Origin of the sequence: Mycobacterium sp. BK086, from assembly GCA_004362315.1 — a bacterium.
GTDB lineage: Bacteria > Actinomycetota > Actinomycetes > Mycobacteriales > Mycobacteriaceae > Mycobacterium.
The window spans coordinates 440,449-453,706 of record SNWL01000004.1 but is presented as its reverse complement, the minus strand read 5'-3'; the positions used below and the strand labels follow the sequence as shown (position 1 = coordinate 453,706).

At 67.7% G+C, this 13,258-nt stretch carries 15 protein-coding genes; 9 read left to right on the top strand and 6 right to left on the bottom strand.

The genetic code is table 11. The features are described 5' to 3' along the window. The first annotated feature begins 23 nt into the window (after positions 1-23). The 4 genes from EV580_RS12905 to EV580_RS12890 are packed head-to-tail and all read left to right on the top strand — an operon-like array spanning position 24 to position 3,475. Positions 24-395 carry a SpoIIAA family protein gene (locus tag EV580_RS12905; RefSeq protein ID WP_133691567.1) on the top strand — a complete coding sequence of 124 codons (372 nt, stop codon included), beginning with the start codon at positions 24-26 and terminating at the stop codon, positions 393-395. Between the two features lie 37 nt (positions 396-432). Continuing rightward, positions 433-1,155 (top strand): GntR family transcriptional regulator, encoded by a 723-nt coding sequence (locus tag EV580_RS12900; RefSeq protein ID WP_133691566.1) that lies wholly within the window; start codon positions 433-435, stop codon positions 1,153-1,155. 53 nt (positions 1,156-1,208) lie between these two features. Beyond that, positions 1,209-2,759, top strand: coding sequence for an NCS1 family nucleobase:cation symporter-1 (locus EV580_RS12895; protein WP_133691565.1), 1,551 nt, complete (start codon positions 1,209-1,211; stop codon positions 2,757-2,759). Beyond that, entirely contained in the window at positions 2,759-3,475 is a 717-nt protein-coding gene (locus tag EV580_RS12890) for an aspartate/glutamate racemase family protein (protein WP_183503574.1), read from the top strand. Before EV580_RS12895 ends, EV580_RS12890 begins: the two co-directional genes overlap by 1 nt. Here EV580_RS12890 and puuE read toward each other — a convergent pair. The 3 genes from puuE to EV580_RS12875 are packed head-to-tail and all read right to left on the bottom strand — an operon-like array spanning position 3,454 to position 6,058. Further along, the gene (gene puuE / locus EV580_RS12885; protein WP_133691563.1) at positions 3,454-4,362 is read right to left on the bottom strand and encodes an allantoinase PuuE; all 909 of its coding nucleotides are present in this window, start codon (positions 4,360-4,362) and stop codon (positions 3,454-3,456) included. The genes EV580_RS12890 and puuE overlap by 22 nt on opposite strands. Positions 4,363-4,368: 6 nt before the next feature. Then, entirely contained in the window at positions 4,369-5,406 is a 1,038-nt protein-coding gene (alc, locus tag EV580_RS12880) for an allantoicase (protein WP_133691562.1), read from the bottom strand. Positions 5,407-5,449: 43 nt separating this feature from the next. Next, the gene (locus EV580_RS12875; RefSeq protein ID WP_133691561.1) at positions 5,450-6,058 is read right to left on the bottom strand and encodes a TetR/AcrR family transcriptional regulator; all 609 of its coding nucleotides are present in this window, start codon (positions 6,056-6,058) and stop codon (positions 5,450-5,452) included. 78 nt (positions 6,059-6,136) lie between these two features. On the opposite strand from EV580_RS12875, the gene EV580_RS12870 reads away from it, so the two are divergent. Beyond that, positions 6,137-6,997: an alpha/beta fold hydrolase gene (locus EV580_RS12870; RefSeq protein ID WP_133691560.1), complete on the top strand. Its 861-nt coding sequence runs from the start codon at positions 6,137-6,139 to the stop codon at positions 6,995-6,997. On the opposite strand, the gene EV580_RS12865 is transcribed toward EV580_RS12870, so the two are convergent. From EV580_RS12865 to EV580_RS12855, 3 genes are all read right to left on the bottom strand, one after another. Beyond that, on the bottom strand, positions 6,994-7,956 hold the full coding sequence (locus tag EV580_RS12865) for an alpha/beta hydrolase (protein ID WP_166654687.1): 963 nt from the start codon (positions 7,954-7,956) through the stop codon (positions 6,994-6,996). The two genes, EV580_RS12870 and EV580_RS12865, sit on opposite strands and share 4 nt — an antisense overlap. Positions 7,957-7,999: 43 nt before the next feature. Beyond that, complete coding sequence (locus tag EV580_RS12860) at positions 8,000-8,536, bottom strand: 2-oxo-4-hydroxy-4-carboxy-5-ureidoimidazoline decarboxylase (protein WP_133691559.1); 537 nt, start codon at positions 8,534-8,536, stop codon at positions 8,000-8,002. Between the two features lie 84 nt (positions 8,537-8,620). Beyond that, positions 8,621-9,109 carry an inorganic diphosphatase gene (locus EV580_RS12855; RefSeq protein ID WP_133691558.1) on the bottom strand — a complete coding sequence of 163 codons (489 nt, stop codon included), beginning with the start codon at positions 9,107-9,109 and terminating at the stop codon, positions 8,621-8,623. Positions 9,110-9,266: 157 nt separating this feature from the next. Between EV580_RS12855 and dacB the strand changes: the two genes are divergently transcribed. From dacB to hpt, 4 genes are read left to right on the top strand one after another with little or no spacing between them, the layout of a single operon-like run. Beyond that, positions 9,267-10,649: a D-alanyl-D-alanine carboxypeptidase/D-alanyl-D-alanine endopeptidase gene (gene dacB / locus EV580_RS12850; protein WP_133691557.1), complete on the top strand. Its 1,383-nt coding sequence runs from the start codon at positions 9,267-9,269 to the stop codon at positions 10,647-10,649. Beyond that, entirely contained in the window at positions 10,646-11,686 is a 1,041-nt protein-coding gene (locus EV580_RS12845; RefSeq protein WP_133691556.1) for an Rv3626c family coenzyme F420 biosynthesis-associated protein, read from the top strand. Before dacB ends, EV580_RS12845 begins: the two co-directional genes overlap by 4 nt. Further along, positions 11,665-12,621 (top strand): tRNA lysidine(34) synthetase TilS, encoded by a 957-nt coding sequence (gene tilS / locus EV580_RS12840; protein ID WP_133691555.1) that lies wholly within the window; start codon positions 11,665-11,667, stop codon positions 12,619-12,621. Before EV580_RS12845 ends, tilS begins: the two co-directional genes overlap by 22 nt. Then, complete coding sequence (gene hpt / locus EV580_RS12835; RefSeq protein WP_166654686.1) at positions 12,618-13,229, top strand: hypoxanthine phosphoribosyltransferase; 612 nt, start codon at positions 12,618-12,620, stop codon at positions 13,227-13,229. The genes tilS and hpt overlap by 4 nt, the downstream gene beginning before the upstream one ends. The last annotated feature ends 29 nt before the right edge of the window (positions 13,230-13,258 follow it).

Genomic DNA, 13,258 nt, shown 5'->3' with positions numbered 1-13,258 from the left:
GGACGCGGTTCTACCCTGGACCCATGATCGAAGTACTTGCAGACATGCCCGAGGGCGTGGCCGGTATCCGGGTATCGGGCACGGTGAGTGGCGACGACCTGAAGGCCTTCAAGCCGACGATGGACGACCTGCTGAAGGCCGGCGAGGAGATCAGGATCGTCGAGGTCATCACCTCCGATTACGAGGGATTCGGCCCTGGCGGCCTGGTCGAAGATCTCAAGCTCGGCCTGGGCACCCTGTTCACCCGCCACGCCGCGTTCAAGCGCACAGCGGTGGTCAGTGACAAGGAGTGGGTGGTCCACACCATCCACCTCGTGGGCTGGCTGGTCCCCGGTGAGCTCAAGGTGTTCGGGCTCGACGAGCTCGAGCAGGCCAAGCAGTGGGCGGCGAGCTAGCAATACCGCGGAAACAAACTGCGCCTACCGTGACCGGATGCTGCGACGACGTTCGGCGCTGGTCGACAGGCTGGTGGTGGATCAGCCGGGCCTCCCGCAGCAGGCGATCCTCGACGAACTGCGCAGGGTGATTGTCGACGGTTCGTCCTTACCGGGCACACCGATTCCATTGGCGGAAGTGGCAGATCTGTTCGGTGTCAGCCAGATCCCGGTCCGCGAATCGTTGAAGACCCTGATCGGTGAGGGGCTGGTCGCACACCGGTCCAATTCGGGCTACACCGTCGCTCAGCTCACGGTTGCCGAACTGCGCGAAATGTATATCGTGCGTGAGACTTTGGAGGCGGCCTCGCTGGCGTCGTCGGTGGCCAATGCCACCGACGAGGATCGGGCGGCGATCGTGGCGGCGAACGACCTTCTGCAGCAGGCGATCGACAACGACGATCCGCTGACCTATCACCGCCAGAGCAGGCACTTCCACCTGGCGCTCACCCGTCCGTCGCGGATGTTCCGGCTGCTGCACATGCTCGAATCAGCTTGGAACATGACCGAACCCGTGCAATCGATGGTGCACGTCGCGCCCTCGCACCGCGCCGCGCTGCATGGCGATCACCGCGAGATGGTCGAGGCATTCCTGGCCGGCGACGTCGAGCAGCTGCTCACGATCGCCGAACTGCACGCGCAACGCCTCAATTCGGTGATCGCCACCTTGCCCACCGACACCGGGTTGCTGGCCTGGGCGGATATATCTTCGACGCAATAGCCGGGTAGTCAGGGGGAAATACGGGAGAAACGCGCCGTCGATAGCGTCCCGCCATGACCGACATCGACACCACTGCGAGTGCGAAAGAATTGCCGCCTGGCGCCGTCATCGGCGCGGGTGACCTCGTCGAAGCCGCCGGTCACCCAGTCGGCGGCGGACTGATCAAGCCGGGTTACGACCCGCGTCTGACCAATGAAGACCTGGCTCCGCTGCGCAAGCAGAGCTGGAGTTCCTACAACATCTTCGCGTTCTGGATGTCCGATGTGCACAGCGTCGGCGGCTACGTCACCGCGGGCAGCCTGTTCGCGCTGGGCCTGGCGAGCTGGCAGGTGCTCGTCGCCCTGCTGATCGGCATCGTGATCGTGAACATCTTCTGCAACCTGGTGGCCAAGCCCAGCCAGGCCACCGGTGTGCCGTATCCGGTGATCTGTCGCAGCGTGTTCGGTGTTCTCGGTGCGAACATCCCCGCGATCATCCGCGGCCTGATCGCGGTGGCGTGGTACGGCATTCAGACCTACCTGGCTTCGGCGGCGCTGGATGTGGTGCTGCTCAAGCTGTTTCCGGGTCTCGCGCCGTACGCCGACGTGAATCAGTACGGATTCGCCGGCCTGCCGTTCCTCGGCTGGGGCAGCTTCCTGCTGCTGTGGGTGTTGCAGGCATGCGTCTTCTGGCGCGGTATGGAGTCGATCCGCAAATTCATCGACTTCTGCGGGCCCGCCGTCTACGTGGTGATGTTCCTGCTCTGCGGCTACCTGATCTACAAAGCCGGTTGGGGCGCCATCGATCTCAATCTCGGCGACGTGAAATACACCGGCTTCGATTCGGTTCCGGTGATGCTCGGGGCGATCGCACTGGTGGTCTCCTACTTCTCCGGGCCCATGCTGAACTTCGGCGACTTCGCCCGATACGGCAAGTCGTTCGACGCGGTGAAGCGGGGCAACTTCCTGGGCCTGCCGGTGAACTTCCTGGTGTTCTCGATCCTGGTGGTCGTCACCGCGTCCCTCACGGTGCCGGTGTTCGGCGAACTGATCACCGACCCGGTGGCGACGGTGGCCAAGATCGACTCGACCTTCGCGATCGTGTTGGGCGCGTTGACATTCACCATCGCCACGATCGGCATCAACATCGTCGCGAACTTCATCTCACCGGCATTCGACTTCTCCAACGTCAGCCCGCAGCGGATCAGCTGGCGCGCGGGCGGCATGATCGCCGCGGTGGGCTCGGTGCTGATCACGCCGTGGAACCTGTACAACAACCCTGAGGTCATCCACTACACGCTGGAGGTCCTCGGTGCCTTCATCGGCCCGCTGTTCGGTGTGCTGATCGGGCACTACTACCTCATCCACAAGCAGAAGGTGGTCGTCGACGATCTGTTCACCCTGGCCGAGGACGGAACCTATTGGTACAAGAAGGGTTACAACCCGGCGGCGGTCATCGCCACCGCGGTCTCGGCAGTCGTCGCGGTGATCCCGGTGCTGGCCGGTAGTGTTCCCGGCATGCACACCGCGGCGCAGTACAGCTGGTTCATCGGGTGCGGTCTGGGATTGGCGATCTATTACGTGCTCGCGACGCGGAGCAAGCTCGCCGTGGCCCCGATTCCGTGATGCGGATCTGGGTGATCAATCCCAACACCACCCAAACCATGACCGACACGATCGCGAAATGCGCTGCGGCGGTGGTGGGATCGGAGGTGACGGTCACCGGGGTCACCTCCGCGATCGGGCCGGAATCGATCGAGAGCTACTACGACGAGGCACTGTCAGTGCCGGGTGTGTTGCAGGCGGTGCAGCGAGGTGAACGAGAAGGTGTCGACGGCTACGTGATCGCCTGCTTCGGCGATCCGGGCCTCGACGCCGCTCGCGAGGTCGCGGCAGGCCCGGTCATCGGCATCGCCGAGGCTGCCATGCAGGCCGCCAGCCACCTGGGCACTGGCTTCAGCATCGTCACGACCCTGACGCGGACCATCGGGCAGTCGGCGCATCTCGCGGAACGCTATGGCATGCAACGGTTCTGTCGCGGGATCCACGCCTGCGAGATACCGGTGCTCGATCTGGAGACCGATCCGGACGCGCGCAAGATCATCACCGAAGCGTGCCGCGAGGCGATCGAGAACGATCGATCCGACGCCGTGGTGCTGGGCTGCGCCGGGATGGCCGATATGTGCAAGGAGATCTCGGCCGAATTGGGTGTGCCGGTGGTGGACGGGGTGACAGCTGCGACGCTGACGGTGCAGTCGCTGGTGACGATGGGTTTGCGTACCTCGAAACGAGGGGAGTACGCAACACCGCCGGCCAAGCACTACGCGACGGGAGCGGGGTGAACCTTGCGCCAGTGCTCGGCGATCTCGATGCGCCTGGCGATCCAGACCCCGTCATGGGACTGGACGTGGTCACAGAACCGCTCGAGCGCCGCCGTGCGTGCGGGCCTGCCGACGATCCGGCAGTGCAGGCCGACCGAAAGCATCTTCGGGGCACCTGCGCGGCCTTCCGCGTAGAGCACGTCGAACGCGTCGCGAAGGTGGGCGAAGAACTCCTCGCCGTTGGAAAAGCCTGCGGCAGAAGCGAATCGCATGTCGTTGGTGTCCAGTGTGTAGGGCACGACGAGATGGTCGCGATCGGCGACCCGCACCCAGTACGGCAGGTCGTCCGCGTAGGAGTCGGAGTCGTAGACGAAGCCGCCGTGTTCGACGACGAGTTCGCGGGTGTGGGGTGAATCGCGGCCGGTGTACCAGCCCAGTGGTACCGCCCCGGTGAGTTCTCGCAGGATCCGCACAGCCTCGCCCATGTGGGCGCGCTCGGTGTCGCGGTCGACGGTCTGGTAGGACTTCCACCGCAGGCCGTGGCAGGCGATCTCGTGGCCGAGTTCGCCGAATGCGGCCACCGCCTCGGGGTTTCGCTGCATGGCACGGGCCACTGCGAAAATGGTCAGCGGAATGCCCCGGCGTTCGAACACTCGAAGGATGCGCCAGAGCCCCGCACGTGAACCGTACTCGTAGAGCGACTCCATGCTCATGTGCCGGTCGGGGAAGGCCTCGGCTGGCGTCATCTCCGACAGGAACGTCTCCGATGCCGGATCGCCGTCCAGGACCGAATTCTCCGCGCCCTCTTCGTAATTCAGCACGAACTGCACCGCGATGGCCGCATCGCCAGGCCAGTGCGGGTGTGGCGGGGTTCGGCCGTAGCCGACCAGGTCTCTGGGATAGCTCATGGCGCCTCAGGCACTGGCCGCCCAGTTCTCGTGAACGCTGCGCAGTCCCTGCTCGGTCAGCCGGCCGAACAGCCGGAGCCGGGCCATGCCTCCGTCGGGATAGATGTCGAGGCGGGCATCGGTGACCGGTCGCTGATCGTCGAGCACGAATCGATGCCGGGTGTCGGGCTGCAGCGTGGTGGTTCCCAGCAGCTCGAACCACTCCCCGCCGTCGTCGCGCCCCATCAGCCGGGCAGCGCCGGGGGCATTGCCGACGAAGTACGACGTGTCCAATTCGACTGCGGTCAAGACACCTTGGCTGGCCAGCCGCACCTGCACCCAGTCGTTGCCCTCGTCGCGGCGGCGCGAGGTCTCCCACCCGTCGCCCATCGTGCGGGCCGTACCGGGCAGCAGCAGATTGTTGGGGGAGGAGTAGAACATGTTGGAACAGGCCGCAACCCGGGCACCGTTCTCCAGGGCGGCAAGGTCGATCGGCAGCCCGTCGGTCAGCCGCGGGTCGAGCAGCCCCACCCCATGTACGCGCAACCGCGCCACACCGCCGTCGGGGTAGATCGACAGTCGCACGTGGGTCCAGCGCCGGGTGGAGTCGACTTTGAACGGGTTGCGGGTATCCCCGTTGACGCCGGCCCGCTCGACGATGGTGGTCCAGTCGGTCTGGTGCGCAAGCTCTTCGGCCGACGGGTAGCCGTCGACGCAGGCGGCTTCGATCGAGATCTGCGGGGGGTAGTTGCCGGTGAACCATGCGGTGTCGACGACAACGCCACCCACGATGGCCGGCGCGCCCAGCCGCACGATCGCCCGGTCGCAGTCGCCGGGGCCGGTGCCGCGGCGCCGCCGGGTTTCCCAGCCGTCGTAGATCTGGCCCTTGTGCCCGAAGGTGGCCGGACGGAACTCCGCCGATTTCGGATTGATCAGGTTCTCCCGCTCGGCGAACAGATCGTCGTTAGCCCACACGACCGCCCCGCCCGCGGGTCGGGCCGCTAGGTCAGGCAGAGACAGGAAGTGAGGCTGCGCCTGCGTGGGGTTCTGCGCTCCGCCGATCACCTCACGAGCCTAAATGCGGGGCTCGGAGGTCACCACCCGACGGTCACGGCCGGCCGGCGAGCATCCCGTTGACGATGCCGTGCAGCGCCCTGCGCACCTCGTCGCCCATCACCGCGGGGTCGGCGGCATTCGCGATGGTCATGGCCGCCGCATCGAGCGCCCCGATCAGGATGTGCGCCAGCGGCCGCACCGGCTGACCCTCGAGCTCACCGGAGTCCATCGCGGCCTGCAGCAGTTGCTCGGTCATGCCCAGGCTGTAGCGCTCGGCGATGTCCCGAAAACCATCCCAGCCCAGCACATTTGGTGCGTCGAGCAGAATCAGCTGGCGAATCTCCCGCTCGGCGCTGATGTCCAGCCAGGCATCCACCGCCGCGTGCAGAGCCGCGGCGGGCGTCTCCGGTTGCCTGGCGAGGGTGGCTGCCGCGAGCCGGTTCATCACATCGGCCTCCACGGTTTCGACGACGTCGACGAACAGGGCCGCCTTGTCGGCGTACTGGTGGTACATCGCACCCCGGGTGACGCCGGCCCGCTGGGCGATCTCCGGCGTCCCGACCTCGGCGTACCCGCGTTCACCCCAGAGTTCGCGCGCGGCCGTGCGCAGCGCGTCCTGGGTGGTGGCCGATCGCTGGGCCTGGGTACGTCTTGTCGTCATCTCTTGTATTTCCGTACATCCTGTCGGTATCTTACATGCAGACTGTCTGTTTGTTTGTCACTATCAAGGGAGATTGTCATGGACACCGTAGAGCTCAAGAGCGGAACCATCCATTACGAAACGGCGGGACCGCCGACCGGACGGCCCGTCGTCTTCGTCCACGGCTACGCGATGGGCGGCTCGCTGTGGCGGCCGCTGAGCACGCGGCTGGCTCAGAAGGGGCTGCGGTGCATCATTCCGACCTGGCCGCTGGGCGCACACCTGGAGGCGATGCACGACAGCGCGGACATGACCATGCGCGGCGTCGCGGCCATGATCGCCGAGTTCTTGGCGAAGGCCGGCCTCGACGATGTCGTGCTCGTCGGCAACGACACCGGCGGAGCCGTCTGTCAGGTGGTCGCCACCGAGTTCCCCGATCGCCTCGGCGCGTTGGTTCTCACCAGTTGCGATGCGTTCGAACACTTTCCACCGCCGATCCTGGCACCCTTCATCGCCGCGGCCAAGGTGCCGCTGCTGTGGCGGATCGCAGTGCAGGGCATGCGTTTCCGTACGGTGCGCCGCAGGGCCTACGGTGCCCTGGCTCATACCAACCTCGATGCGTTCAGCGCTGAATGGACTCACAAGGCCGTCCGCGACCGCGCCATCTCCGAGAATCTGCGCCGCTTCACCGCAACGCTGAGTCGGCAGACCACTCTGGACGCCGCCGAGCGGCTGCCTGGATTCACCAAGCCGGCATTGGTCGCGTGGTCGGCCGACGACGCGTTCTTCCCCCAGTCCGACGGCCAGCGCCTCGCCGACACGCTGCCGCACTCGCGGTTGGAGTACATCGCGGGCGCGCGCACGTTCTCGATGCTCGACCAGCCGGATGTGCTGGCCGCATTGATCGCCGAGTTCGCCACGGCCACAAACCCTGTCGGTCGCGACGCCGACCGCTGCTAGATCGCGCGCAACCGGCGGATCCGGTCGGCAACCACCCGCGCCGACACGCCCGCCGTCGGTCCCAGGGCCTCGAAGGCGTGCGGGCAACCGGGATGCACATGCAGCTCGGTCGGCACGCCCGCGGCGGAAAGCTTTGCCGCATAGGCGATGTCCTCGTCGCGGAAGATGTCCAAGTCGCCGACGTCGATATAGGTCGGCGGCAGCCCGGCCAGATCCTGGGCGCGGGCCGGCGCGGCGTAGATCGACACGTCGTCACCCCCGGCGCGATCGCCCAGCAGGGCGCCCCAGCCGGTGATGTTGTCCTCGTAGTTCCAGGTCAGCAGTTCAGGTGCCAGTTGCGGATCCGGGGCGGTGGTGTGGTCGTCGAGCATCGGGTAGATCAGCAGCTGTGCGGCCAGCGTGGGGCCGCCGCGATCGCGGGCCAGTAGGCTGACCCCCGCGGCCAGTCCGCCGCCGGCGCTGTCACCGGCCACCGCCAGCCGGTCCGGATCGACGCCGAGCGCGGCGGTGTTCTCGGCCAGCCAGCACAGCGCGGCATAGCAGTCCTCGACCGGGATCGGGTCCGGAAACTCCGGTGCCACACGGTAATCCACCATCAGCATCGGTGTGCCGGTGGCCGCGACATAGGCGCGCAGAACCGCGTCGTAACCCGGCCGGGTCTCGGCGAGGCTGTAGATCATGCCGCCGCCGTGCAGGTAGAGGACGGCTGCACCGGAGGACTGCGACGTCGGGAAGTACCACGACAGATCGAGCGCGGTGCCGTCGGCAGTGGTCAGGGTGTGCGAGGTCATCTCGACGCCGGCGGCCTGACCCCGCATGGCGGCCAGTGCCTCGAAGAATGGGGTCGCACGTTCCCGGCGGGTGGCGACGTCCCCGATAGCGGGCGGCTCGAGTTCGGCGGCCGCGGCCATCAACGGCTGCAGCAGGGTGAGCAGTTCGGGATCCATCGGCAGGGTCACGGTTGCCAACCCTAGGGGCTGGGGTCAGCGCGAACGTGCCGAATCAGCCCCAGTTGTCGTAGCCGCCCTCGGGGCCCAACATTCGCTCGAGGCGGCTGCGGTTGATCTTGGCGAGTTCGTTGCAGACGACTTTGCGTTCGGTTTCAGGGTCGTGGTGCATCCGGTCGCGCACCGCGGCGATGACCGAGGCAGCGCAGACATCGGGAGCCAGGCCGCCGATGTGCATGACGAAGCTGAAGCCGAAGTGGTCGGCATAGTCGGTGACGGCCGTCGTGAGTTCACCCATCACCTCGGGACATTCGTCCCACACCGAGCACTGCTCGGCCTGCGACTTGGTGCTACGCGGCCGCCGCCCGACATGAGGGTAGGCCTGCAGGATGTCGTCGATCGACGACTCCGACAGCGAGAACAGCAGTGCGTCGGCCCGGCGGAACAGGGCGGTGTGGTCGGCGTACGGACGGCCGCGCGCGATATCGCGCGCCAGCGTCACGCTGTTGCAGCACTCGTAGAGCGCATGCACGGCCTTCTTGTCCGGCAGCTCGTTGAAGGCCTCTAGCCCGATGCCCTGATGCAGCAACACCAGGTCATCATCGAAAAGCCAAAGCACAACCGGGTTACCGATTGTTACGGCCAGGGAAATTTCTGCCTGGCGGCGCGGATGCCCTCAGTGGCCTTCGGCCGCGAACCGTTCCCGCGAGCGCTCCACCTCGGCCTCGGCCTCGGCCCGTCCGACCCAGTCGGAACCCTTGACGAACTTGCCCGGCTCCAGGTCCTTGTAGTGGGTGAAGAAGTGCTGGATCGAATCGAGTTCGTCCTTCGGCACGTCGCCGATGTCCTGGATGTGATCCCAGCGGTTGTCGCCGGCGGGCACGCACAGCACCTTGTCGTCGCCGCCGGCCTCGTCGACCATCTTGAACATGCCGACCGGGCGCACTTCGATCAGCACTCCGGGGAACACCGACAGCGGCAGCAGCACCAGCGCGTCCAGCGGGTCGCCGTCTTCGCCCAGCGTGTCCTCGATGAAGCCGTAGTCCGCGGGGTAGGCCATCGGGGTGTAGAGGTAACGATCCAGGCGCACACGTCCGGTCTCGTGATCGACCTCGTACTTGTTGCGCTGACCCTTGGGGATCTCGATGGTCACATCGAACTGCACCGTGCGACTCCTTTTCCGCTGCTTGTCATCGCCGGGCTGATCCCCGGGTCGCTTCGCTCCTGCCGGCCGAAGGCGACGCGCCCACCCTAACGCCACCGCTAGCCTGCGCTTCAGGGTGGTTCGGCACAATGGGACCACCAAGAACCTCAGGAGAGTGATGAGCCCGACTCGCGGGTGGCGCTGGGCCCATGCGGTCCTCGCGCTGGCAGTGATCGCGCTGGTCGCCGCCGTCGTGGCGCTGGCCGCTGTCCTGACCCACGGTGACACCAGCAGCGCGCAGGCACCGCCCGGGCATGCGCTGGTGACCGCCAATCCCGGTGTCGTCCCGGTGTCGGATTCAGCCGGGGTGCCCACCGCTGCGGGCATGACGGCGGCGCTGGCCGTCCCGGTCGCCGACCCGAACCTCGGCAACGTGAGCGGGCGGGTCACCGACGCGAAGACCGGCAAGCAGATCTGGGAGTTCCGCTCCGATGTGCCGCTGCTGCCGGCCTCGACCAACAAGACGCTCACCACCGGAGCCGCATTGCTGGCGCTGAACCGCGACGAGCGGGTCACCACGACCGTGGTGGCGGCCGACCAGACCACCCAGCCGGGAGTTGTCGTGCTCGTCGGCGGTGGCGACCCGGTCCTCTCGGCCGCTCCGGCCGGCCAGGAGACCTGGTATCGCGGTGCGGCCCGCATCAGCGATCTCGCCGACCAGATCCGCAAGAGCGGTATCACCGCGACCGCGGTACAGGTCGACGACTCTCTGTACAGCGGACCGGATTTCGCGCCCGGCTGGGATCCCGCCGATATCGACGGCGGTGACATCGCGCCGATGCAGTCGGTGATGATCGACGCCGGGCGTATCCAGCCGACCACGGTCGATTCAGCACGGTCGCGGACGCCGGCCTTGGATGCCGGAAAGGCATTGGCGATCGCTCTGCGTCTGGATCCGGCCAAGGTCACCATGGCCGCGTCCGCCCCGACCGGCCGCCAGCTCGCCTCGGTGCAATCGGCCCCCCTGATCGAGCGGCTGCGGCAGATGATGAACGCCTCCGACAACGTGATGGCCGAGGCGATCGGCAGGGAAGTGGCCAAGGCGGGCGGCCGGCCGGTGAGCTTCGCCGGGGCGGTCGATGCGGTCACGAACAAACTCTCCGGAGCGGGCGTCGACATGACGGGTGCCGCCCTCTTCGACTCCAGCGGCTTGTCGGTCCTGGACCGGCTGACGGCCAAGACCCTCGACGAGGTCGTCCAAGCCGCCGCCGGACCCGATCAGCCGGCGATGCGTCCGCTGCTCGACGTGCTGCCGATCGCCGGCGGAAGTGGAACCCTGTCGGACCGCTTTCTCGACGCCGATCCGAAGGTGTCCTCGGCGGGCTGGCTGCGCGCCAAGACCGGGTCGCTGACCGCCATCAACTCGCTGGCCGGCATCGTCACCGACGACAGCGGCCGCGTGCTGACCTTCGCGTTCATCTCCAACGACGCGGGGCCGATGGGCCGAGTCGCCCTCGACAATCTGGCCGGGGTGCTGCGGACCTGCGGGTGCGGCTCATGAGCGAGCTGACCGTCGGGCGCGCTGTCGACTGGGCGTTCGCAGGCAACGTCGGCGCCTGGCTGACCCGGCCCGGGCCGCCCGCCACCGACTACACCCGCAACCAGGTCATCGAGGAACTGTCGGTGGCCGCGCGCAAGGCCGAAGGCCCGGTTCGTGAGGTCACTCGAATGGGCGGCGACGCCCCGGTGCCCGACGCGCGGATCGTCGACCGGCAGGGCTGGGTGCGGGCCGCATCGGACTCGATGCGGGTGATGACGGGCGGCACCCAGACGCCCGCCAACGCCATCACCGGACGGGTCACCGGCGCGCAGACCGGAGCGGTGCTGGCGTTCATCTCCTCGGGCATCCTCGGCCAGTACGACCCGTTCGCCGAAGGCGAGGACGCCGGCTTGCTGCTGTTGGTCTATCCGAACGTCATCGCCGTCGAGCGTCAGCTGCGGGTCTCGCCCGCCGACTTCCGGCTGTGGGTGTGCCTGCACGAGGTGACCCATCGCGTGCAGTTCACCGCCAATCCGTGGCTGGCCCAACACATGTCGCAGGCGCTGGGAGTGCTGACCTCCGATGCGGCCGACGATGTGACGCAGGTGGTGGCGCGGCTGGCGGACTTCGCGAAGAAGCGGCGGTCCGGCGATCAGGGCCCCAACGACGCGGGCATCCTCGGGTTCATGCGGGCCGTGCAGTCCAAGCCACAGCAGCAGGCGCTCGACCAGCTGCTGGTGCTCGGCACCCTGCTCGAAGGCCATGCCGACCACGTCATGGACGCGGTCGGCCCGGCCGTCGTGCCGTCGGTGCATTCCATCCGCACCCGGTTCGACCAGCGCCGCCAGCGCAAGCAGCCGCCGCTGGCGCGGCTGCTGCGGGCGCTGCTCGGCGTGGACGCCAAGATCAGCCAGTACACCCGCGGCAAGAAGTTCGTCGACCACGTGGTGGACCGGGTCGGGATGGACCGGTTCAACACGGTGTGGACCAGTGCGGAAACCCTGCCGCTGCCCGACGAGATCGAAGACCCGCAGCGGTGGATCGACCGGGTGCTGTAGCCGCACTGCGGGCCTGCGTGGCCGGCTTCGCGACCGAGCACCTGCCCGGCGCCACGTCGTGGTGCGTGGCGCTGTCCGGCGGCCCGGATTCACTGGCGCTGACAGCGGCGGCCGCCGCGGCCCTGCCGACCACCGCGCTGATCGTCGACCACGGCCTGCAGACCGGCTCCGCCGACGTCGCCGAGCGGGCTCGTCGCCTGGCCCACGACCTCGGCTGTGTGGACGCGCAAGTGCTGCGGGTGCAGGTCGGTACCGACGGCGGCCCGGAGGCCGCCGCCCGCACCGCCCGCTACGCCGCGTTGGACACCGCTCGCGGCCAGGCGCCGGTGCTGCTGGCCCACACCCTCGACGACCAGGCCGAGACCGTGTTGCTGGGGCTGGGCCGAGGCTCGGGCGCTCGTTCGATCGCCGGGATGCGCACCTGCGACCCGCCCTGGTATCGCCCGTTGCTGGGGGTGCGCCGCGGCGTCACCCACGAGGCGTGCGCCGAGCTGGGCCTCGCCCCGTGGGACGACCCGCACAACCACGACCCCCGCTTCACCCGGGTGCGGCTGCGCACCGAGGTGCTGCCGCTGCTCGAGGATGTGCTCGGCGGCGGCGTCGCCGAGGCACTGGCCCGCACCGCCGCCGGGCTGCGCGAGGACACCGATGCCCTCGACCGCCTGGCCGAGGACGCGGCCGACGACATCGGCGAGACCGTCGCCGTCGCCGCACTGACCGAACTGCCCACCGCGGTGCGGCGCCGGGTGATCCGCCGCTGGCTCCTGCGCGGTGGCGCGGCGAACCTCACCGACAAGCAGATCCGTGCGGTGGACGCGCTGGTCACCGCATGGCACGGCCAGGGCGGCGTGGCGGTCGGCTCGGATCTTCGACAGCAAAGACTCTTCGCGGCCCGCAGGGACGGCAGGCTGACGATGTACACCCAACCGGTGTGAGATTGGTTGTTAGGCCCCGGTCATGGCACAGTGTGGGCGTGTCGGCGCACGAGCTGTACCCAGGGGATATCAAATCGGTCCTGTTGTCCGAAGAGCAGATTCACGCCCGCACCGCGGAGCTGGCGGCAAACGTCGCCATCGACTACGCCGACAATCTGGGCGGCGAGGATCTGCTCCTGGTCACCGTGCTCAAGGGTGCGGTGATGTTCGTCACCGACCTGGCCCGGGCAATCCCGCTGCCCACCCAGCTGGAGTTCATGGCGGTCAGCTCCTACGGGTCGTCGACATCGTCGTCGGGCGTGGTCCGCATCCTCAAGGACCTCGACCGCGATATCCACGACCGTGACGTGCTGATCGTCGAGGACATCGTGGACTCCGGCCTGACGCTGTCGTGGCTGCTGCGCAACCTGGCCACTCGCCACCCCAAATCGCTGCGGGTGTGCACGCTGCTGCGCAAGCCGGAGGCGGTGCGCGCCGATGTCGACATCAGCTACGTCGGCTTCGACATCCCCAACGAGTTCGTCGTCGGCTACGGGCTGGACTACGCCGAGCGCTACCGCGATCTGCCCTACATCGGCACGCTGGACCCGAAGGTCTACCAGATCTAGCGCGCACCTCGCCCAAACCGACGTTTGGC